This is a genomic window from Bacillus cereus group sp. RP37 (genome assembly GCF_040459695.1).
GTDB lineage: Bacteria > Bacillota > Bacilli > Bacillales > Bacillaceae_G > Bacillus_A.
In genome coordinates, this window is record NZ_JARVHP010000001.1 from 79,647 (window position 1) to 101,722 (window position 22,076).

Genomic DNA, 22,076 nt, shown 5'->3' on the forward strand with positions numbered 1-22,076 from the left:
ATAAAAGCGAATGTATACAACAGGACATACGGACAAAAGAATTAGGTGGTTGAAGAAATGAAAATTTTACTGATCATGGAAGAAGCAGAAGAGCGAAGAAGTTTAGCTGAAAAATTTACTGAAAATATAAGGAATGTAGAATGTTTTGAAGCGAATACGGGAACAGAATCATTATTTATTATGAAAAAGCATACTCCAGATTTTGTTTTTTTAAATTCAAAATTACTAGATGGAACTGGCTTTGAATATGCGAGTTTATTACGGGAAGTAAATTGTTATACGAAATTTATTTTTATGGGTGAAGATATAGAAGAGTCCATTACGGCATTTCGTTTTCAAGCATTATATTATTTACTACGCCCATTTCGCGAAGAAGATTTGCAATTCCTTTTATATAGAATGGGTAAAGAGCAAGGCGAGAAAGCAAAGAGCTATTTGCGAAAACTACCGATAGAAGGTCAAGAGGGGATTAGATATATTTTTCCTGAAGATATTGTATATGTAAGCAAAAATAAGGAAAACAAAACGGTTTCCATTTATACAACGAATAATCAGTATATTTCAACATATACACTTCAGGAGCTAGAGAATAAGCTAAATATATATGATTTTTTACGCGTGCATAAAAGTTATTTAATTAATATGTCATATGTACAAGAACTAAAACCTTATTATAATGGCACATATAATCTGTATTTAGATAAATATGATGAGCAACCGATTCCAGTTAGTCGTAATTATGTGAAACGACTTCGAAATAAAATTGAATTATAGCAGATAATGCGAATTTTTTAACATGATAAACTAAAAATCCTTCATGATAAGGAGGATTCAAATTAAATATTCAGAAAATTTAGTACAATCCCACTAAGCAATAGTATTGGGGGGATTGTATGTGAAAACATTGAAGTCGATTTTACTATGGGGAGTTATTGCAGCAGTAGGAGCAGGTGCTTTTGGTGTAATAGCTTTATCACAAGGTGAAACTATTAATGCCGTGTGGCTCCTAGTAGCTGCGGTATGTGTGTATGCAGTGGCTTATCGCTTTTATAGTAGATTTATAGCGAGAAAGGTATTCGGTTTAGATAATAATCGGCAAACGCCAGCCCATACATTAAACGATGGAAAAGATTATGTTCCGACAAATAAGTGGGTATTATTTGGGCACCATTTTGCAGCAATTGCTGGGGCAGGGCCTTTAGTAGGACCAATTTTGGCGGCACAAATGGGATATTTACCAGGGACAATATGGATTATTGTTGGGGTAGTTGTCGCTGGAGCTGTGCAAGATTTTGTCATTTTATTTGCTTCGATGAGACGGAATGGTAAATCTTTAGGAGAAATGATTAAAGATGAGATTGGTCCTGTTACAGGGCTTATTGCAATGATAGGTATTTTAGGCATTATGATTATTTTATTAGCGGTATTAGCATTAGTAGTAGTAAAGGCACTTGTCGGAAGTCCGTGGGGAATGTTTACGATAGCAGCAACGATTCCTATTGCTATTTTAATGGGAGTGTACATGCGCTACATTAGGCCTGGACGGGTTGGGGAAGGGTCAGTAATCGGAATTGTTCTACTTATACTGTCTCTTATTGGAGGACAGTATGTGGCGGAAAATCCAACGCTTGCAAATATGTTCACGTTTAGCGGTGAAACGATTGCTATTATGCTGATTGTATATGGATTTATCGCATCGGCATTACCAGTTTGGATGCTTTTAGCACCACGTGATTATTTAAGTACATTTTTAAAAGTCGGAACAATTGTTGGATTAGCAATCGGTATTTTAATTGTAGCACCAGATTTACAAATGCCAGCAGTTTCGAAATTTATCGATGGAACAGGTCCTGTTTTCTCTGGAAACTTATTCCCGTTCTTATTTATTACAATTGCTTGTGGTGCGGTGTCTGGCTTCCATGCTCTCGTTTCATCAGGTACGACGCCAAAAATGATTGAACAAGAGGGACACGCACAGCCGATCGGTTATGGAGCAATGTTAATGGAGTCATTTGTAGCGGCGATGGCGATGATTGCAGCTTGTGTATTAACGCCGGGAACTTATTTTGCGATTAATAGTCCCGCAGCACTTATTGGTACGGATGTCTCGCAGGCAGCTCAAGTTATTTCTTCATGGGGATTTGCTATTACACCAAATGAACTAAAAGATCTTGCTGTAAACGTTGGGGAGCAAACAATTTTATCACGTACAGGTGGTGCGCCAACGTTAGCGATAGGTATGGCATATATTTTCTCACAAGTAATAGGTGGAACGGCCATGATGGCATTTTGGTATCATTTTGCGATTCTCTTTGAAGCGCTATTCATCTTAACAACGATTGATGCTGGAACGCGTGTAGGCCGATTTATGATTCAAGATATTTTAGGGCATGTATATAAGCCATTTGCGAAAACGGATTCTACATTAGCGAATGTAATAGCTACAACGTTATGTGTATTAGGATGGGGTTATTTCTTATATCAAGGGGTAGTAGATCCGCTTGGTGGAATTAATACATTATGGCCACTGTTCGGTATTGCAAATCAAATGTTAGCAGGTATTGCATTATTACTTGGAACAACAATTTTGTTCAAAATGGGGAAAAAGGCATATGTTTGGGTGACGCTTATTCCAACTGTCGGATTGCTTATTGTAACGATGACGGCGGGTTATCAAAAGCTATTTCATGAAAATCCTAAAATAGGATTTCTATCCCACGCAAAGGTGTTTCAGGGAGCACTAGATGAGGGGAAAGTGTTAGCGCCAGCTAAAAATGTCGCTCAAATGAAACAAATTATTTTCAATGATTATATTGATGCGGCACTTTGCGGGATTTTTATGATAGTTGTAATCGCTGTATTAATTTCTGCAATTCGAATTTGGATTCAAGTATTAAGAAATAAGCCGATGCCGCTAAAAGAGGCACCATATATCCCTAGAGATGAAAGTGAGTCGAGGAACTATGCTTAAAAAATTGCGGCAAGTATGGGGACAAAGGAAACACTTTATTAGTTTACTTGTTGGGGTACCAAGCTATGAAACATATGTAGAGCACATGAAAAAGCATCATCCAGAAGAAGAAGTTGTATGTCAAAAACAATTTTTTGCAGAAGCGCAAGAAGCTAGATTTAATGCAAAGGGCGGAAAAATATCACGTTGTTGTTAATAAAAAAGGGACGAAATTTCGTCCCTTTTTTATTTTTTCTGTTTCACGTGGAACAGAAAAAATAAAAAGCTTTGGGAATTATAGGGATTTCGTATACAATAAAATAAGGAAAGGTATAGACGAAAAAGTAGGGAGATTATTTTATGTTAAGGGATTTATTTGTAAACACAACAATTATTCTTTCCTTTATTTTTATGGGAGGTCAGCTTTTAAGAGATAAGCCGTTAAAAGAAGGATTCTCTTTTTGGAGGAAATGTGTAATAGGTGTTTTTACTGGAATATTAGGTATATTACTAATGTATTTCGGTGTTCATATTGGTAATATCCTATTGGATTTACGCTACTTAGCTGTCATTCTAGCCGTTATAATTGGAGGACCAATAGCCAGTACTATAACAGTAGGTATGATTTTAGTAACTAGGCTATTATTTATGGATTATTCCTTAGCTTCTCAAGTGGCTTTTTATACACTCATTGCGATAGGGATAGGTAGTATCTTTATTTCACACATGAAGATTTCCTTAGGAGAAAAGTGGGTATGGTTACATACATATATTTTATCTATTCTAATCCCCTCGCTATATATATGGTTAATTAAAGATACTCACATAGTGGGATTATATTTATTTTCTAGTATTGTTACAGGCTATATCACATTTTTAAGTGCAAAATATGTATTGCAATCTAATGAATTATTCCAAACGATGAAACAGTATGCAACGATAGATGCTTTAACAGGACTCGGAAATGTAAGACATTTTGATTTAGAGATGAATCGTCATATTGGTAATAAGAACATGAAAAATGATTCACTTTGTTTATTACTTATAGATATTGACTACTTTAAGCATGTAAATGATACGTATGGGCATCCTGCAGGAGATGAAGTGTTAAAACAAGTAGGGCGTATTTTACGGGAAATTTCAACATTTCCAGATTTGGTTTTTCGAAAGGGCGGAGAGGAGTTTGCACTTTTGATACCAAAGAAGGGATTAGCTTATGGAATTCGTATGGGCGAACAAATTCGTACAGCTGTTGAAAAACATTCATTTCAATTGTTAGATGGAACGAAAATAAAGATTACAGTTTCGGTAGGGGTTTCAGAATACGAAGAATCACCGGAGCAATTTATTCAAGCGGCGGATGATGCGTTATATTACTCGAAACGAAATGGTAGAAATCAGGTAAGCTCTGCATCGTAAAGATAAGATGACCGGAAGATATAAAGGTTATTAAAAAACACCCACAGAGGGAATATATTCCCTCTGTGGGTGTTTTCATTTATATGTTAGACAAGTTCTTTCGATGCAACGAATTTATGATATGCACCGTGATGTGTTGGGCCTACGTATTCGTTGATCTTGAATGAATAACGGATAGCAGCTGTGATAAATTCTTTAGCTGTTTTTACTGCTTCTTTCACAGATTTTCCTTTTGCAAGTTCTGCTGTGATTGCAGCAGAATATGTACAACCTGCGCCATGTGTATTTGTCGTATCGATTTTTTCTGATTCTAGAAGATCAAATGTTTCTCCATCATATAGGACGTCGATTGCAGTTTCCGTACCAAGTTTGCTACCACCTTTAATTAGGACGTATTTCGCACCTAAAGCGTGGATTTTCTTCGCTGCTTCTTTCATGTCCTCAAGAGAATTAATCTTTACGCCACTTAATTGGTAAGCTTCAAATAAGTTTGGTGTTACAACTAATGCTTTTGGAACAAGAACGTCACGTAAGCAATCATTCGTTTCAGGATGTAATGCTTCATCTGCACCTTTACATACCATAACAGGGTCAACCACTACATTTTTGAAATTATGTTTTTCGATTGTTTCTGCAACCATTTCAATAATTTCTACTGATCCAAGCATGCCTGTTTTTAAAGCATCTACTCCAACACCTTCAATTGTTGTTTCTAATTGTGGTTTTAATGTAGAAGCTGGGATTGGGAATACGTTATGTGCCCAACCTTTATGTGGATCCATCGTTACAATTGTCGTAAGAGATGTCATTCCGTATACACCAAGTTCTTGGAATGTTTTTAAATCTGCTTGTATACCAGCACCGCCACTTGTATCAGAACCAGCGATAGTAAGTGCTTTATTTAATGTCATTATGAAAGCCCCCTCAAGTGATATAATGAAAACTATGTTTTCACCATTATATCAATGTTACGAATAAGTACAAAGTGAAAAGTAGATGATTTACTTGAGAGGCGATTTAAAATCTTGTATGTGGGAGACTGAGGATGTTTCGAGATAACCGTACAAATGAATTAGTTATATTAAAAGAAATTGCAGAAACGCTAAATACATCAAATGATACATATCATGTATTGCAAGCAGTGTTAGAAAAATTGCTCAATGTAACAGGTTTAACGACAGGATGGATTTTTCTTGCGGATGAAAACGGGAAGTATACAAAGTTGATTGATTACCAGTTACCAGAGGCACTTACATATGAAAACAAACGCCCGATGTGTGAAGGTGAATGTTGGTGTTTACGTGGTTTTGTAGATGGAAAATTAGAGCGAGCAGTTAATATTATTGAATGTAAAAGAATTAATAATGCAATTGAATACAATTGGGGAGATACAGAGGGGATTCTTCATCATGCTACGGTACCTTTAAAAGCTGGAGGAGAAAAATTTGGTGTTTTAAATGTAGCAAGCCCAGGTAAAACACATTTTTCAGAAGAAGAATTAGTATTGCTCCAATCGGTTGCCTTCCAAATTGGGACGGCTTTAAAGCGAACAAAATTATATGAAAACGAAAAGCGAAGAGCACATTATTATGTGAAATTGGAGCGTTTTATTCAAGCTTTAAAAACGATTCATAAGTTTAATGTATTACCTGAAAAGGTGGTAAATTACGTAGGTGAAGTATTTCAATGGAATCAAGTGGCATTTTTTATTAGGGAAGAAAAAGAATTATCTTTGCGAGCTTCTTATGGTCAGGGAGAGTTACAAGAGGGTGTAAAAGAAGCGGCAAAGAAGGCGTTAGAACAAGATGAGCCAGTTCTAGTAAAACATCTAAATGGAGCTGTTATTACTACGCCAATACATATTCAAAATCATATGTTTGGTGTTTTATGTGTTAGTTTAAATAATGGAGAATTTGATGTTAATACAATAGATGTAATTCAAGCATTATCGAACCACGTTTCATTAATAATAGAGAATTTAAGGTTAAACGAACAGCGCCGTGAACTCGTACGAATGGAAGAAAGAAACCGATTAGCGAGAGATTTACATGATTCTGTTTCGCAAAAATTATTTTCATTAACCTTTATGACAAAAGGTGCTGAAGCAGTTTTAAAAGGTCAAAATGAAAAGGTAGATCAATCTTTGCATGAGATGCGTGAACTAGCGCAAGGAGCTTTAAAGGAAATGAGAACATTAATTTGGCAGCTTCGTCCGGCAGGATTAGAAAAAGGCTTATTACCAGCTTTAAAGCAGTACGGTGAAAACTTGGGACTGAAAATTAGGGAACAAGTTACGGGTGTTCGTGATTTACCACGTGTAGTAGAAGAATCATTATGGCGCATTGGACAAGAAGCGCTAAACAATGTAAGTAAGCATGCGGGTGTAAAAGAAGCGACAGTTTACGTTAAAATAACTGAGAAAAATGTATCATTAGAAATAGTAGATCACGGTAATGGGTTTATAGAAAAGGACATACAAAAGAAGAAATCACTCGGCATGACTACGATGCGGGAAAGAGTAGAATTAGTTGGTGGAACAATTAAAATTGTAAGTGATAAGAAAAGAACAAGTGTAAAAGTAAACGTACCATTATGATGTGAAAATGAGGGAAGTTTGTGAAAATAAAAGTATTGTTAGTTGATGATCATACAGTCGTTTTAAAAGGATTAGCATTTTTCTTAAGTACACAGGAAGATTTAGAATTAGTTGGAGAAGCAAATAATGGGAAAGAAGCATTAGTGAAAGTAGGGGAGACAAATCCTGATGTTGTACTAATGGATTTATATATGCCCGAAATGGATGGTGTTGAGGCGACAGCGTGTATCAAAAAAGAATATCCGGATGTGAAAGTAATTGTATTAACTAGTTTTTCTGATCAGGCGCATGTTTTACCAGCGTTAAGGGCGGGAGCGAGCGGCTATATTTTAAAAGATGTAGAACCGGATCAGCTTGTTGAAGCTATTCGAAGCGCATATAAAGGTAATATTCAATTACATCCGGATATAGCAAATGCCCTTCTCTCTCAAACATTACCTGTGGAAGAAAAAGAAGAAGAACCTTCTATTCAAGTGGATGTGCTAACAGCGAGAGAAAATGAAGTGTTGCAGCTATTAGCGAAAGGAATGAGTAATAAAGAAATAGCTTCTGTTTTAGTTATTACAGAAAAAACGGTAAAAGCGCATGTAAGTAGTATTTTGAGTAAATTAAACTTATCCGATCGCACGCAAGCAGCATTATATGCAGTGAGAAATGGGGTTGTATAAGACGAAAGTCGTAAGACCTAGTTCGCCTTTAGAAGGTGGACTTTTTTTATGGAAAAATACGTCTATGTGAGGACGAAATCGTCTTGATATAAAGATAAAATATGTTTGTAAGCAACAAAACAACAATTACAAGGGATACCTTTTTGAAAGCATATAACAACAAAAGAGTGAGTACTAGGAGGAAAAACAATGGCAACAGTTTTATTTGTAAAAGCAAACAACCGCCCAGCGGAACAAGCAGTTAGTGTGAAATTATATGAGGCATTTTTAGCAAATTACAAAGAAGCACATCCAAATGATACAGTAGTAGAACTTGATTTATATAAAGAAGAATTACCATACGTAGGCGTAGACATGATTAATGGTACATTCAAAGCAGGTAAAGGATTTGATTTAACAGAAGAAGAAGCAAAAGCAGTAGCAGTTGCTGATAAGTACTTAAATCAATTCCTAGAAGCTGATAAAGTTGTTTTCGGTTTCCCATTATGGAACTTAACGATTCCAGCAGTACTACACACATATATCGATTATTTAAACCGTGCTGGTAAAACGTTTAAATATACGCCAGAAGGTCCAGTTGGTCTAATTGGAGATAAGAAGATTGCATTATTAAACGCGCGCGGTGGTGTATATTCTGAAGGCCCAGCAGCTGCAGTAGAAATGGCTGTTAAATATGTAGCAAGCATGATGGGCTTCTTCGGTGCAACAAATATGGAAACAGTAGTTATTGAAGGGCATAATCAATTCCCGGATAAAGCAGAAGAGATTATTACAGCTGGTCTTGAAGAAGCAGCTAAAGTAGCAAGCAAATTTTAATTAAAAATAGAATCGTCACTCGAAAAAAGTAGCATTAACATGTAAACGTTAATGCTACTTTTTTTATATTTTAAGTTCGTCAGCCAGTGTTTCTAATTGAATTCGATCTTGTATGTAATAGATTCTTCCATCCTTTTTTAAATAATTTTGCTGGCAAAACTGGTTTAACACATATAAAAGATGACGGTAGCTGACATTTAAGTATTCTGAAGCCTCGGTATGTTTTTCGGTATAACTGTTACTTTGTTCTGTTAATAGAATAAAGGCTGCTAACCGGTTTTCGAACGGATAACTATTGTTTTTGGCGTAACTTTCTGTTCGGGTAATTGTTTTTTCGCCGATAAATTTGCATAGTTTCTGTAGAAAGATAGCATCTTGCAATAAAAGATGCTGGCAATCTTTAAGAGGAAGCGCTAAGCATATACAATCTTCAATTACTTCTACCGTTTTCGTAACGGATTCTACGCCAATTAGCCCTAATTCTCCAATGAACGAAGGTGCTTGAATAAAGTTAATTAAGGAGACCCTTCCGTTTTTGTGACTCATATATATTTTTGCCTTCCCGGAAATTAAGTAATAAAGATAAGGAACATCAACCCCTTCAGTACATATCTTTTCTTTCTTTTGAAAGGAATGTAGTTCAGCATACGGTAAGACATCAAAAGAAAAAAGAGTGTGGAAGTTGTAATTTTGTATGGAATGAGAGATTTCTTTGCTATTTTTGCTGACTTTCATATTTTCACCTCATGTTTAGTATGAGATATCTCCTATTATTTTTACAAGAAAGAATGATACGATTTATGTAAATTTGTTTTTGTAGAAAAGAGAGTGTGAGGGGCCTATGAAAAAATATAAAACACTATTATTTGATGTAGATGATACATTGTTAGATTTTCAGAAGGCAGAGAAAATGGCGTTACGTATGCTTTTTGAAGAGAAAGGGATTCCTCTAACTAGCGAGGTTGAAGTGCAGTATAAAACAATTAATAAAAGTCTTTGGGATGCTTTTGAAGAAGGTAAAATGAACCGTGATGAAGTTGTAAATACACGGTTTTCGATTTTGTTTAAAGAATACGGGGAAGAAGTAGATGGGATATTATTCGAAAATAATTATCGCAGTTACTTAGAAGAAGGGAATCAACTTATACAAGGCGCGTTTGAATTTATAAGTCAAATTCAAAGTGAGTACGATTTATATATAGTGACAAATGGTATTTCTAAGACGCAAGATAAACGTTTACGTAATGCAGGATTACATACCTTGTTTCAAGATGTTTTCGTTTCCGAAGATACAGGATTCCAAAAGCCGATGAAAGAGTATTTTGATTATGTTTTTGAACGAATTCCTAATTTTGCTCCTGAAGAAGGGCTCATTATTGGGGATTCGTTAAGCGCTGATATTAAAGGTGGATATGTAGCGGGAATTGACACTTGTTGGTTTAATCCAGAAAAGAAATCAAATAATAGCGAGATTGTGCCAACATATGAAGTACAAAATTTTGAAGAGTTATATGCAATATTGAAGCAGCGTGTGTAATGAAAATAGGCAGTGGAACTTTTGTCCCTACTGCCTATTTGTATTAGCTTGTAGTTTCGTTGTTTTTAGGAAGTGGAAATGCATTACCAATCGCTGCCGCTCCAAGCATCGGGAATAGTAAGTTGAGCGGGAAAAACATGAGCAATAGTAATGTTATAGCAATTGGTTTTCTTAATGCATAGCTTGAAATTGCTGTTGTTACGATGGCTACCGAAGCGATTGGATCTATAGGGATAATGGAAGCTATAGCATATCCGATACTAGATCCAGCAAATATAATCGGGAAAATATGCCCGCCACGCCAACCTGTATTTAAACAAACAGCAGTAATACATAATTTTAAAATCCCTGAAAGAAGTAGTACCCAGAAGGATAAATGGCTCCATTCAACGACTAAATCTTTTAATTGATGTTCTCCGGAGAATAACGTGTACGGGAGAAAAGTTCCTGTAATTCCTAATAAAATACCACCGATAATTCCAAGTGATAGTTTATATTCTTTTAAGGGATGGATTAATTTCTCTAATGTGAATTCTAATTTGAAATAAAAGAATCCAACTATAGCACCAATACTAGCAAGTGGTAGAAAGGCAATCCATTCATTAAGAGATAGGGAACCCTCCCCAAAATCAACGATAAAGGATCCACGATTATCAAATTTACTAAGTAATAAATAAACGGAAAAACCAGCGAAAGTGGTAGCTAAATATACAATTGCTTTTTTTCCTTTAGAAAATTCGTTAATTTGCTCACCCTCATTTTCATTTGGAGCTAAATAACCGAATAATGGCGCGTTAAAAATTACACTTAAAGTAGCACCGATTCCAACCTCTGTTAGTTCATTCATTCCTTTTAAGGCGAATGTAAAGCGATCGCCTACCCATGTACAAAGTCCACCGATAATTCCAACAAGTGCTGCTTCGGGACCTAAGCTAGCTCCAAATATTAAAACGATAATCGCAGTTAAAGTAGCTTTATGTACAAAACGGTATTCAATTCTACCTGTTTTTTTATATTCACCCATTACTTCCGGCATAAGACGTGGATATGTGCCGAAGTATTTTTGGGTTAAACCAACGAGAATCCCACCGATAGTTGTTACACAAATAGTGTAATAAGCGGGAGAAGAGAAAATAGTAGGTAAGTATCCCCAAATAAAGTGAATGCCGATATTTATTGTAACTAAAAATAACCAGACTGTTGCTCCTACTATAGAGCCTAAAAGAATGCCGTATAGGACGAGCATATAGTGCATGTCTTTTGTATTTGTCATGTGATACCTCCGTTATGTAAGTTTTAATGTCGAAAGGATTAAATATACTACTGCGAAATGAGATGAATATGTATAGTATCTTTTTGAGAGGTTGGCTTATTCAATATATTGAGGTCTCGTGAGAATTTGGAATGTATACAGTTAAACTACGTATTTAATTCTATATATTAATCGGGGGTTTTAAAAGGTCTTTTTCAAATGAATATGGAATATATTTCTTTTGTTATGCATGTAAACTTATTTGTAATTAATTTTGAACATTCAGAAAAACCAATTGACATTAGGAAATTATTGCTATAAAATCAACGGTAATTGCATAGTCTTATCAAGAAAAGGTGGAGGGACAGGCCCGATGAAACCTTGGCAACAGCCGTATAACGGAATTGTGCCAAATCCTGCAGGTAATAATCCTGAAAGATAAGAAAGAGCCTTTAGAGCGTGTTTTCAAACTGCTCCTTTCTTGTTTTCAGGAAAGGAGCAGTTTTTTTATTTTGTATAAAAGAAAGGAGAATGAGAGATGGGAGAATCATGGGGAAAAGGAACAATTTGTGTGCAAGGTGGCTATACACCAAAGAATGGTGAACCGCGTGTTTTACCGCTTTATCAAAGTACAACGTATAAATACGATACTTCGGATGATTTAGCGGCGCTATTTAATTTAGAGGCAGAAGGATATATCTACACGCGTATTGGAAATCCTACTTTAGCTGCATTTGAGCAAAAGTTAGCGGATTTAGAGGGTGGTGTAGGAGCTGTTGCAACGGCTTCTGGGCAGGCTGCTATTATGCTTGCCGTTTTAAATATTTGTAGTAGCGGAGACCACTTGCTTTGTTCTTCAACAGTTTATGGCGGAACGTTTAATTTATTTGGAGTGAGTTTGCGTAAGCTTGGTATTGATGTTACGTTCTTTAATCCGAATTTAACTGCTGATGAAATTGTGGCCCTTGCTAATGATAAGACGAAACTTGTTTATGCAGAATCGTTAGGAAATCCAGCGATGAATGTTCTAAATTTCAAAGAATTTTCAGATGCAGCGAAAGAGTTGGAAGTACCTTTTATCGTGGATAATACATTAGCAACTCCTTATTTATGCCAAGCATTTGAACATGGAGCAAATATTATCGTTCATTCTACGACGAAATATATTGATGGTCATGCAAGTTCTTTAGGTGGCATTGTTATTGACGGAGGGAACTTCGATTGGACAAATGGGAAATATCCTGAACTTGTTGAACCGGATCCAAGTTATCACGGCGTAAGTTACGTTCAAAATTTTGGTGCAGCAGCTTATATTGTGAAGGCACGTGTTCAATTATTAAGAGACTACGGAAACTGTATGAGCCCATTCAATGCGTATATTAGCAATATCGGCTTAGAAACGCTGCATTTAAGAATGGAGCGTCATAGTGAAAATGCTCTCGCAGTTGCTAAGTGGCTTGCTAACCATGAACGTATTGAATGGGTGAATTATCCGGGATTAGATAGTAATGAAAATTACTCGTTAGCACAAACGTATTTGAAGAAAGGTGCTAGTGGTGTTTTAACATTCGGCATTAAAGGGGGATTAGAAGCAGCGAAAGAATTTATCGCAAATGTAAAACTAGCAACTCTCGTAACGCATGTAGCTGATGCGCGAACTTGCGTCATACATCCTGCTAGCACAACGCATAGACAATTAAGTGCTGAGGATCAGCGTTTAGCTGGCGTCACATCAGATTTAATTCGTTTATCGGTCGGTATAGAAGATGTTTCTGATATTATTGCAGATTTAGAAGCAGCGCTAGTCGGAGGCAAAGAACATGCCGATCATAATTGATAAAGATTTACCAGCTCGCAAAGTGTTGCAGAAGGAAAATATTTTTGTAATGACGAAGGAGCGAGCAGAAACACAAGATATCCGGGCATTGAAAATTGCTATATTAAATTTAATGCCTACAAAGCAAGAAACAGAGGCGCAATTACTTCGTTTAATTGGCAACACACCGTTGCAATTAGATGTTCATTTGCTTCATATGGAATCGCATTTGTCCCGTAATGTAGCACAGGAACATTTAACGAGTTTCTATAAAACATTTCGTGATATTGAGAATGAGAAATTTGATGGACTTATTATTACGGGAGCACCAGTTGAAACTCTTTCTTTTGAAGAAGTAGATTATTGGGAAGAGCTTAAACGTATTATGGAGTATTCAAAAGAGAATGTAACATCTACGCTTCATATTTGCTGGGGGGCACAGGCTGGTTTATATCATCATTACGGCGTTCCAAAGTATCCTCTTAAGGAAAAAATGTTCGGTGTATTTGAACATGAAGTCCGTGAGCAACATGTGAAATTGTTACAAGGGTTTGATGAATTGTTTTTCGCCCCGCATTCTCGTCATACAGAAGTACGAGAGAGTGATATTAGAGAGGTGAAAGAATTAACATTATTAGCAAACTCTGAGGAAGCGGGTGTGCACCTTGTTATTGGGCAAGAAGGAAGACAAGTGTTTGCGCTCGGGCATAGTGAATATAGTTGTGATACGTTAAAGCAAGAATATGAACGGGACCGCCAAAAAGGGTTAAATATTGATGTGCCGAAAAATTATTTTAAGCATAATAATCCAAATGAGAAACCACTTGTAAGGTGGAGGAGCCATGGGAATCTATTATTCTCTAATTGGCTGAATTATTACGTGTATCAAGAAACCCCTTATGTACTATAAAAAGATTGTGTAACACGTGGTAACGTTTTCTTTGTAAAGATCAGCTTATATTTTTCCGAATGTTCAAAAAACATTGTTTTTCAGATTTTTTACTCATATAATTTCATCTAAACACAATTTTTGAGGGGTGGACAGTATTATGAAAGAAATTCAAGTTGGTTTATTAGGTCTTGGGACAGTTGGTAGTGGTGTAGTTCGTATCATTACAGATCATCAAGAGCGACTTATACACCAAGTAGGTTGTCCTGTAAAAGTAACGAAAGTACTAGTACAAAATATTGAAAAAGAGAGAGAGGTAGAGGTACCTTCTACTCTATTAACACAAGATGCAAATGAAATTTTAGATAATCCGAATATTGACGTTGTCATTGAAGTGATGGGTGGCATTGATGATGCAAAAGTATATATTTTGCAAGCTTTACAAAGTGGGAAGCATGTTGTGACTGCCAATAAAGATTTAATGGCGTTACATGGTGCGGAACTCTTAGCGGTAGCAAAAGATAATAAAGCTGATTTGTTTTATGAAGCAAGTGTAGCTGGAGGGATTCCGATTTTACGAAGTATCGTAGAAGGACTTTCTTCCGATCTTATTACGAAAGTAATGGGAATTGTAAATGGAACGACAAATTTTATTTTGACGAAAATGTCAGATGAAGGGAGAGCATATAACGACGTGTTAAAAGAAGCTCAGCAACTTGGATTTGCAGAAGCAGATCCAACATCAGATGTGGAAGGTTTAGATGCGGCAAGAAAAATGACAATTTTGGCTACCCTTGGTTTCTCTACAAATGTAGAGCTTGGAGATGTGAAGGTAAAAGGGATTACTTCTATTACAGAGGAAGATATTGAATACAGTAAGAGTTTAGGATACACGATTAAATTAATCGGTCTTGCGAAGCGGGATGGTGAAAAATTAGAGGTTACAGTTGAACCGACGCTACTTCCAAATACACATCCTCTTGCGGCCGTGCAAAATGAATATAACGCTGTATATGTGTACGGTGAAGCGGTCGGGGAAACGATGTTTTATGGACCAGGTGCAGGAAGTTTACCAACAGCAACAGCTGTTGTTTCAGATTTAGTAGCTGTAATGCAAAATATTCGATTAGGTGTAAACGGAAATAGTGCGGTATCCCCGCAGTATAAAAAGGTATTAAAAGAGCCAGACGAAATTGTTGTGAAGAAGTTTTTAAGACTTCATGTAAAAGATGAAATTGGTGTATTTGCAAAAATTACTTCATTGTTCTCTGAGCGTGGTGTTAGTTTTGAAAAGATAATTCAAATGCCGCTTGAAGAGAAAGGAAAAGCTGAAATTGTAATTGTAACGCATCGTGCGTCTCTTGCTGATTACGAGTACATTCTACATACATTGCAAGGGTATGAAGAAATAGATTGTTTGAAAGCAAACTATCGAATTGAAGGGGATGCTAAGTAGTATCTCCTCTAATAAAAAACCTATTAAGCAGCTTGCTTAATAGGTTTTTTTCTATTTAAAATCTGCGTGCCAATTTGAATAAATGCTTGGATAATCCAGCCTGTTGTAAAGGATAAGATGATTGTTCCAAAATAGATAGGTCCATCCAATAAAAAGCTTAATGTTAAAAATAAAAACGCTAATGAAATTTCTGTTCTTCTAAACGTCCACTTCTTTTTCTCAGCAACGGTTAAAACGAAAGCTTCTTGAGGCGCCGCGCAAAGGTTTGTAGAGACGTAAAGACCGATTCCAGCTCCAACAAATAGATTTCCACAAATAAGTGTTATATATTTTGGAAGAGAGCGGATAGCGTCCATAATAGTTGTAATGGAACCAATCCAATCAACAAAAAGCGAAATAAGAACCATCGTCACAATTGTACCAATTGTTATTTGTTTTTTATTCCAAAAGAGTACGATAAGTGTAAATGCAAAATTAATCATGAAAATCCAAAAACCGATACTTATCCCAAAATTTTGATATAGTGCAATAAAGAAGGAATCATAAGGGCTAAGTCCAAAGGAAGTAATTGTCGTCATCATATTAATACCGATGGCGAGAATAAGTAGACCACCAATGAAAAATATATATTCTAATTTGAATCGAAGCATAGTTGTATATCCTTTCAAAATGTATTTGCTAGGAAAGGATATATTGTGGAAAGCTTACCAGGTCAAGGGAGAATTTTTGCGAGAAGGGGAAAATGAGATGACGAATATAAGAAAGATTGCTGAACTTGCTGGGGTATCTGTTTCAACTGTTTCACGTGTACTGAATAATCATCCATATGTGAATGAACAGAAACGAAAAGAAATTTTAGCAATTATAGAAGAATTAAATTATACGCAAAATGTGAATGCAATTCATTTAGTGAAAGGAAAAACGAATGTCATTGGCGTTTTATTACCGCACGTAAATGATCAATATTATAGCGCTATTATCGAGGGAATATCAAAGGAAACAGCAAAAAATAATTATAATATGATGCTTTGTCAGACGAATTATAGTGAGGAAAGAGAATTAGAAATTTTGAATATGTTAAAAATGAAAAAGCTTGATGGGGTTATTATATGTTCCCGGGCAAATAGTAAGGAAAAGCTTGAAGAATATACGAAATTTGGTCCAATTGTTATGTGTGAAGAAATAGAATCGAATTTCATTTCGAGTGTGCATATTGATTACTATAAAGTCTTTTCGCGCGGGATGAAGAGCTTAATAGATGCTGGCCATACAAGTATTGGGTATTGTATTGGAAGAAATAATAGTATTAATAGTCAGAGAAGAAAACAAGCATATGAGGATTCGCTTCAACAGGTTGCTATAACACCGATAGAGGCCTGGAAGTTTAAGGGCTGTTTTACGGTGGAAGATGGGCGTAATGTAGTCAGAGAATGGGCTCGTATGTCTGTAAAACCGACGGCGTTTCTTGTATCTTGCAACCATATTGCAGCGGGTATGGTAACAGAGGCGAAAAAACAAGGAATTCGTATTCCAGAAGATATTACGATTATCGGCTGTGATGATCAAGATGTGGCAGATATTTTAGGCATTACGACGATTTCACATTCTAGTAAAAATGTAGGCGTGAAGGCATTTGAATTATTATATGAAAAGATTAATGATGAGAAAATAGATGTAAAGCACGTAGAGTTATTGCCAGAATTAGTACATAGGGAAACAACATAATAGATAAGGTGTGAAAATCGCTTTTCAAAATTGCGTTTGGTATAATTATGGACAATCTATAAGGGCTAAAAGGGGTTTTGATATGAGATCAAAAGTAGTAAAAGTAATTCTATTCATTACAATTGCATCTTTCTGTTTATTTGCATATGGCTTTGTTTCAGGTGTAAATGATGTATTAAATCCGAAAGCTTCAAATTTAATTAAAAAGACCGATGTAGTGGCAAAAGAGAAAAAGAAAACGGGAACGTTACAAATCGTTAGTTTAGGTGATTCATTAACACGTGGTGTTGGTGATAAAGAAGGAATTGGCTATATTGGACGGGTGAAAGAAGATTTACAAAAAGATTATAAGCAAAAGGTTGCCTTAACGAACTTAGCTGTTAGTGGTGCGAAAATGCCTGATTTATTAAAACAAATGGAGAGTAGTGGCGCTCAATATTCAATTAAGCAAGCAGATGTAATCGTTTTAACGATTGGAGGAAATGATTTATTTCCAGGTTGGGAATCGCTTGGAAAGATAGATTTAGAAACATACCGTCCTGATACAGAAACATTCCAGAATGAAGCGAAGAAAATTATAGAAGAAATTCGTAAGTTAAATACAGATAGCTCTATTTTTTGGCTAGGTTTATATAATCCTTTTGAAGATGTAGAAGATTTAAAAGGGTCTTCAAACATTGTTGTAGATTGGAATGCATCTTTAGAAAAATTGGCGATAAATAATAAAAATGTGTATATTACACCGACATTTGATTTATTCCAAAACCGAGGGAAAGATTTATTATACTCCGATCATTTCCATCCGAATGAAGTAGGGTATACATATATGGCGGACCGATTAGTTCAAAATGTTACGAGTAAATTAAAACTAGAACAAGGAGGGGTAAAATGACGACGATACTTTCCGTACGAGACGTGAAGAAGGTAATTGGAAAGAAGACAATTGTAGAGAATATTTCCTTCGATGTAAAACAAGGAGAAGTGTTTGGCTTCCTAGGACCGAATGGCGCAGGGAAAACGACTACCATTCGAATGTTAGTTGGATTGATTAAAGAAACAGAAGGTACGATTTCTATCGGTGGTTATTCTATTAAGGAAAATTTCAGAGAAGCGATGCGTCAAATTGGGAGTATCGTTGAAAACCCAGAACTGTATACATATTTAACGGGATGGGAAAATTTAAAACAATTTGCCCGTATGCTGGGTGATATATCAGATGAACGTATTATTGAAATTGCTCAAATGGTTCATTTGGATGAAAGAATTCACGATAAGGTAAAAACATACTCACTTGGTATGAAACAGCGCCTTGGCATTGCGCAAGCGCTTCTTGGAAACCCAAAATTGCTCATATTAGATGAGCCAACAAATGGTTTAGACCCAGCTGGAATTAGAGAACTTAGGGAATTTATACATAAGCTTGTGAAAGAAGAAAATATGAGTGTGTTTATTTCAAGTCACTTGCTAAGTGAAGTACAAATGATATGCGATCGGGTTGCGATTATTCATAAAGGAAAAATGATAACAGTTGCCAAGGTTGAAGAGTTAATTAAAACAGCAAGTGATCGTGTAGAATGGATTGTTACACCGATTTCTAAGGCAAAAGATATGCTAGAAGATGCTGAAGAAGTAAGAGAAGTGAGTATAGAAGGTGACCGATTACTATGCCGCATGGATATCTCATCTATAAGTAGTTGGAATAGACACTTTGTAGAAAATGGGATAGATGTGCATAGTGTTAAGGAGCTTGTATTTACGCTAGAAGATTTATTTATTGAACTCACAAGGGGTGAGCAGCATGCGTGAATTTGCGAATCTAGTCTTAAATGAATCGGAAAAAATTTATCGTAAGAAACGTATTTTTGTTGTCATGCTTATTTTAGCAATCTTGATTCCACTTTTCGTGTATGCGCAGTATCGTGAAGTAGAAACGACACAGAAAAGACTAGGTACAACGGATTGGAAAGTTTCATTACAACAACAAATTGTTGATTCTCAAAACCGCTTGAACAACTCTAGATTACCAGAAGAATGGCGTGATTGGCTAAAGGTAAGAGTGGAGCAGCAACAATATTATTTAGATCATGATATTAACCCGATGGCACCGGGCGCACCAACTTTTGTAAGGGCGTTTATTGAGCAAGGAATTACATTGTTTATTCCGCTTCTTGTCATGATTGTCGCTATTGACATTGTTTCAGGAGAAAGAAGTGATGGAACGATGAAAATGTTGCTCACGCGGCCGATTCGGCGCTGGAAAATACTCCTTAGTAAGTACGTGACGATGTTATTTTTTATTTCACTCATACTGCTTCTGGTAGGTGTATTTGCTTACGGATTATCCGGGCTTGTATTTGGATACTCGGGATGGAATTTACCGGTTTTAACAGGGTTTGTTATTGATAAAGAGAACCTAAATACAAACTTCGTACATCTTATTCCGCAGTGGCAATACATCTTGATGGCGTATGGATTAGCTTGGTTTGTTGCTATCGTTGTCGGAACTATATCATTTATGGTTTCCGTTTTAATTCGCAATACGCCGGCTGGAATGGGTGTTATGTTAGCCACGTTAATTGCAGGAGGCATTTTAAGTTCATTCGCAACATCTTGGGAAGGTGCGAAATATATTTTTAGTGTGAACTTATCGTTAACAGATTATTTATCAGGGAAATTGCCTGCATTACAAGGTTTATCGATGGGATTTTCTTTAATGAATTTAACGGTTTGGGCGGTCGTATCTCTTATTATTTCATTTGTAGTATTTACAAAGCAGGATATGGTGAATTAATTGGACAGGAAGTGAAGTCATGGAAAATGTTTTGAAGAATGATTGGGGACCATTATTGGCGTCAGAATTTGAGAAAGAATATTATCGTACGCTAGCTGTTTTTTTGAAAGAGGAGTACAGTACGCATGTTATTTATCCGAAGGTAGAAGATATATTTAATGCTCTTCAGTATACAAGTTATGAAAATACAAAGGTCGTTATTTTAGGGCAAGATCCATATCATGGACCGAATCAAGCGCATGGTTTAAGCTTTTCTGTACAACCTGGTATTAAAACACCACCATCATTGTTAAATATGTATAAAGAGCTTCGAGATGAATATGGATGTGAAATCCCAAATAACGGTTATTTAGTAAAGTGGGCAGAGCAAGGAGTGCTACTATTAAATACTGTATTAACAGTTCGACAAGGTGAAGCAAATTCTCATAAAGGAAAAGGATGGGAGCACTTCACAGATCGCGTAATTGAGCTATTAAATGAACGTGAAAAACCGGTTATTTTCATATTGTGGGGACGTCATGCACAGGCGAAGAAAAAGTTAATTACGAATACGAAGCACCACATTATTGAATCTGTACATCCAAGCCCATTGTCAGCAAGACGCGGTTTCTTTGGTAGTAAGCCATACTCTAAAGTGAATACGATTTTAGCAAATATGGGCGAGAGAGAAATTGATTGGGAAATTCCAAATTTGTAAAGTGAAACTTTAATCAGTGGGAGTTTTACTGCCCGTTAATGCGGGGTAAATAAAAAAGGTAGTTAACAGTCGTTAACTACCTTTTTACTATTGTTGCTCGTTCTTTAATTTTGCATCTAGTACAAACGTACCGAATGGGATAATTGATGAAACAAATGCCCCAAGTGCCCATAAAATTGATTTACGGTGTACGATTGTTACTTGAATTACTGCAAAGATGAATAGAATAAATAAAACGCCATGAGCCATGCCTGTGATTTTAACAGCTGTTGCAAATCCTGCGAAATATTTTAATGGCATTGCTACAAATAATAGTAGTAGGAAAGAAATCCCCTCAATGAGTCCGATTGCTCTTAATCGTCCGATTGGTGTAGATAACATGTAAAGTAGCCTCCTTAAACGTATGCTTGTTTATAGTAAATTTGTATTCTTTTTCAAAATAAAATAGTCTAGTTTGTTTCATTATATACAAAAAGAAACTTTACACTACGAGAATAGTGCAAAGTTCAAAATATATTCACAAAAGCAGGACAATTTAAATAAAAACCTATTTGAAGTGTTTGACTTCAAATAGGTTTTATGAGTGAAAATATTAAACAAGCGCTTCTCTTTTTAATACGAACTTCTCTACAACCTTTGCAACGCCATCATTCATATTTGTATCTGTTACGTAGTTTGCAATTTCTTTAATATCATCTGGTGCATTGCCCATTGCAACACCAAGACCAGCGAATTCGATCATCGCCTGATCATTATAGCTATCGCCCATTGCGATAACTTCTTCACGCTTAATGCCTAGCTTTTGGATTAGTTGGTTTAAGCTTGTTCCTTTTGTAACACCAGCTTCAGTAAATTCTAAGAAGAATGGTTTTGAACGCATCACGCTTAATTGGCCTTCTAGTTGCTGTTGTAGTTTCTTTTCTACTACAACAAGGCGTTCAGCTTCTTTATTCATTAATACTTTTACTACAGGCTCTTTAACAGCAGCTTTAAAGTCATCTACTACAACAATTGGCATACCAGTAATATCGCCCTCAATTTCAGTATAAGGATTATTTTCTTCTGTTACGATATCATCGCCAATGTAAGTATGAATCCATACATCTTCAGTTTTACTAATTTCAAATAGGTTGTGAACGATTTCAGGAGATAGCGTACTACTAAAGATTTCTTCGTTTGTTTTACAGTTAATAATTTTTGCACCATTAAAAGATAGAATGAAACTGCCGTATTCTTCTAAACGAAGTTCTTTCGCTACATTGCGCATACCAAATGTTGGACGTCCAGAAGCAAGTACAACCTTTACACCTTGCTCTTGTGCAGTCATTAGAGCCTCTTTCGTACGAGGTGAAATGGTATGGTCGTCACGTAATAAAGTATCATCTAAATCTAAAACAATCATTTTATAAGTCATATTGAAAATTCCCTTCTTTATTTAAATAGAAATACATGTTCATGAAGATA

General features: G+C 35.9%; 22 protein-coding genes and 1 riboswitch. Of the genes, 16 read left to right on the plus strand and 6 right to left on the minus strand.

What is annotated here, in order from left to right; genetic code table 11:
• The first annotated feature begins 57 nt into the window (after positions 1–57).
• The 4 genes from QCI44_RS00380 to QCI44_RS00395 all read left to right on the plus strand — a co-directional run bounded on the left by QCI44_RS00380 (position 58) and on the right by QCI44_RS00395 (position 4,369).
• Positions 58–774, plus strand: a complete 717-nt coding sequence (locus QCI44_RS00380) for a LytR/AlgR family response regulator transcription factor (protein WP_016085391.1) — start codon at positions 58–60, stop codon at positions 772–774.
• 121 nt (positions 775–895) lie between these two features.
• Positions 896–2,971, plus strand: a complete 2,076-nt coding sequence (cstA, locus tag QCI44_RS00385; protein WP_016136131.1) for a carbon starvation protein CstA — start codon at positions 896–898, stop codon at positions 2,969–2,971.
• Positions 2,964–3,167, plus strand: a complete 204-nt coding sequence (locus QCI44_RS00390) for a YbdD/YjiX family protein (RefSeq protein ID WP_016085393.1) — start codon at positions 2,964–2,966, stop codon at positions 3,165–3,167. Before cstA ends, QCI44_RS00390 begins: the two co-directional genes overlap by 8 nt.
• A 143-nt stretch (positions 3,168–3,310) precedes the next feature.
• On the plus strand, positions 3,311–4,369 hold the full coding sequence (locus QCI44_RS00395; protein ID WP_098405307.1) for a GGDEF domain-containing protein: 1,059 nt from the start codon (positions 3,311–3,313) through the stop codon (positions 4,367–4,369).
• Between the two features lie 86 nt (positions 4,370–4,455).
• Here the strand turns inward: QCI44_RS00395 and pdxK are convergent, their stop codons facing one another.
• Positions 4,456–5,280, minus strand: a complete 825-nt coding sequence (gene pdxK, locus QCI44_RS00400) for a pyridoxine/pyridoxal/pyridoxamine kinase (RefSeq protein WP_098985813.1) — start codon at positions 5,278–5,280, stop codon at positions 4,456–4,458.
• 134 nt (positions 5,281–5,414) lie between these two features.
• Here pdxK and QCI44_RS00405 point away from each other — a divergent pair, with 134 nt between their 5' ends.
• From QCI44_RS00405 to QCI44_RS00415, 3 genes are all read left to right on the plus strand, one after another.
• The gene (locus tag QCI44_RS00405) at positions 5,415–6,965 is read left to right on the plus strand and encodes a GAF domain-containing sensor histidine kinase (RefSeq protein WP_016085395.1); all 1,551 of its coding nucleotides are present in this window, start codon (positions 5,415–5,417) and stop codon (positions 6,963–6,965) included.
• A gap of 20 nt (positions 6,966–6,985) precedes the next feature.
• Positions 6,986–7,633, plus strand: coding sequence for a response regulator (locus QCI44_RS00410; RefSeq protein WP_016085396.1), 648 nt, complete (start codon positions 6,986–6,988; stop codon positions 7,631–7,633).
• Positions 7,634–7,822: 189 nt separating this feature from the next.
• Entirely contained in the window at positions 7,823–8,449 is a 627-nt protein-coding gene (locus QCI44_RS00415; RefSeq protein ID WP_016085397.1) for an FMN-dependent NADH-azoreductase, read from the plus strand.
• Between the two features lie 63 nt (positions 8,450–8,512).
• On the opposite strand, the gene QCI44_RS00420 is transcribed toward QCI44_RS00415, so the two are convergent.
• Positions 8,513–9,184 carry a transcriptional regulator YeiL gene (locus tag QCI44_RS00420; protein ID WP_016085398.1) on the minus strand — a complete coding sequence of 224 codons (672 nt, stop codon included), beginning with the start codon at positions 9,182–9,184 and terminating at the stop codon, positions 8,513–8,515.
• 106 nt (positions 9,185–9,290) lie between these two features.
• On the opposite strand from QCI44_RS00420, the gene QCI44_RS00425 reads away from it, so the two are divergent.
• Positions 9,291–9,986 carry a YjjG family noncanonical pyrimidine nucleotidase gene (locus tag QCI44_RS00425; protein ID WP_016085399.1) on the plus strand — a complete coding sequence of 232 codons (696 nt, stop codon included), beginning with the start codon at positions 9,291–9,293 and terminating at the stop codon, positions 9,984–9,986.
• Positions 9,987–10,029: 43 nt separating this feature from the next.
• Here QCI44_RS00425 and QCI44_RS00430 read toward each other — a convergent pair whose 3' ends face one another.
• Positions 10,030–11,259 (minus strand): chloride channel protein, encoded by a 1,230-nt coding sequence (locus tag QCI44_RS00430; RefSeq protein WP_016136127.1) that lies wholly within the window; start codon positions 11,257–11,259, stop codon positions 10,030–10,032.
• 319 nt (positions 11,260–11,578) lie between these two features.
• A riboswitch (SAM riboswitch) is annotated at positions 11,579–11,683 on the plus strand.
• Positions 11,684–11,776: 93 nt separating this feature from the next.
• Between QCI44_RS00430 and QCI44_RS00435 the strand changes: the two genes are divergently transcribed.
• The 3 genes from QCI44_RS00435 (at position 11,777) to QCI44_RS00445 (ending at position 15,399) form a co-directional block, all read left to right on the plus strand.
• The gene (locus QCI44_RS00435) at positions 11,777–13,075 is read left to right on the plus strand and encodes a bifunctional O-acetylhomoserine aminocarboxypropyltransferase/cysteine synthase (protein ID WP_016085402.1); all 1,299 of its coding nucleotides are present in this window, start codon (positions 11,777–11,779) and stop codon (positions 13,073–13,075) included.
• Positions 13,059–13,964 (plus strand): homoserine O-acetyltransferase MetA, encoded by a 906-nt coding sequence (metA, locus tag QCI44_RS00440; protein ID WP_016085403.1) that lies wholly within the window; start codon positions 13,059–13,061, stop codon positions 13,962–13,964. Before QCI44_RS00435 ends, metA begins: the two co-directional genes overlap by 17 nt.
• 139 nt (positions 13,965–14,103) lie before the next feature.
• Positions 14,104–15,399: a homoserine dehydrogenase gene (locus QCI44_RS00445; protein ID WP_016085404.1), complete on the plus strand. Its 1,296-nt coding sequence runs from the start codon at positions 14,104–14,106 to the stop codon at positions 15,397–15,399.
• Positions 15,400–15,422: 23 nt separating this feature from the next.
• Here QCI44_RS00445 and QCI44_RS00450 read toward each other — a convergent pair whose 3' ends face one another.
• Positions 15,423–16,049, minus strand: coding sequence for a YczE/YyaS/YitT family protein (locus QCI44_RS00450; protein WP_016085405.1), 627 nt, complete (start codon positions 16,047–16,049; stop codon positions 15,423–15,425).
• 97 nt (positions 16,050–16,146) lie between these two features.
• On the opposite strand from QCI44_RS00450, the gene QCI44_RS00455 reads away from it, so the two are divergent.
• Genes QCI44_RS00455 through QCI44_RS00475 form a run of 5 tightly spaced genes read left to right on the plus strand, consistent with a single transcriptional unit; the run spans position 16,147 to position 20,612 of the window.
• Positions 16,147–17,124: a LacI family DNA-binding transcriptional regulator gene (locus QCI44_RS00455; RefSeq protein ID WP_098985814.1), complete on the plus strand. Its 978-nt coding sequence runs from the start codon at positions 16,147–16,149 to the stop codon at positions 17,122–17,124.
• A 10-nt stretch (positions 17,125–17,134) separates the two neighbouring features.
• Positions 17,135–18,016, plus strand: coding sequence for an SGNH/GDSL hydrolase family protein (locus QCI44_RS00460; protein ID WP_116349204.1), 882 nt, complete (start codon positions 17,135–17,137; stop codon positions 18,014–18,016).
• On the plus strand, positions 18,013–18,930 hold the full coding sequence (locus QCI44_RS00465) for an ABC transporter ATP-binding protein (protein ID WP_000207734.1): 918 nt from the start codon (positions 18,013–18,015) through the stop codon (positions 18,928–18,930). Before QCI44_RS00460 ends, QCI44_RS00465 begins: the two co-directional genes overlap by 4 nt.
• The gene (locus QCI44_RS00470) at positions 18,923–19,915 is read left to right on the plus strand and encodes an ABC transporter permease subunit (RefSeq protein WP_353810963.1); all 993 of its coding nucleotides are present in this window, start codon (positions 18,923–18,925) and stop codon (positions 19,913–19,915) included. Before QCI44_RS00465 ends, QCI44_RS00470 begins: the two co-directional genes overlap by 8 nt.
• Before the next feature lie 19 nt (positions 19,916–19,934).
• Complete coding sequence (locus QCI44_RS00475; protein ID WP_016136123.1) at positions 19,935–20,612, plus strand: uracil-DNA glycosylase; 678 nt, start codon at positions 19,935–19,937, stop codon at positions 20,610–20,612.
• A gap of 87 nt (positions 20,613–20,699) precedes the next feature.
• Here QCI44_RS00475 and QCI44_RS00480 read toward each other — a convergent pair whose 3' ends face one another.
• Both QCI44_RS00480 and QCI44_RS00485 read right to left on the minus strand, forming a co-directional pair.
• The gene (locus QCI44_RS00480) at positions 20,700–20,993 is read right to left on the minus strand and encodes a DUF3817 domain-containing protein (RefSeq protein ID WP_016085410.1); all 294 of its coding nucleotides are present in this window, start codon (positions 20,991–20,993) and stop codon (positions 20,700–20,702) included.
• A gap of 211 nt (positions 20,994–21,204) precedes the next feature.
• Positions 21,205–22,026, minus strand: coding sequence for a Cof-type HAD-IIB family hydrolase (locus tag QCI44_RS00485; protein WP_016085411.1), 822 nt, complete (start codon positions 22,024–22,026; stop codon positions 21,205–21,207).
• Between the last annotated feature and the right edge of the window lie 50 nt (positions 22,027–22,076).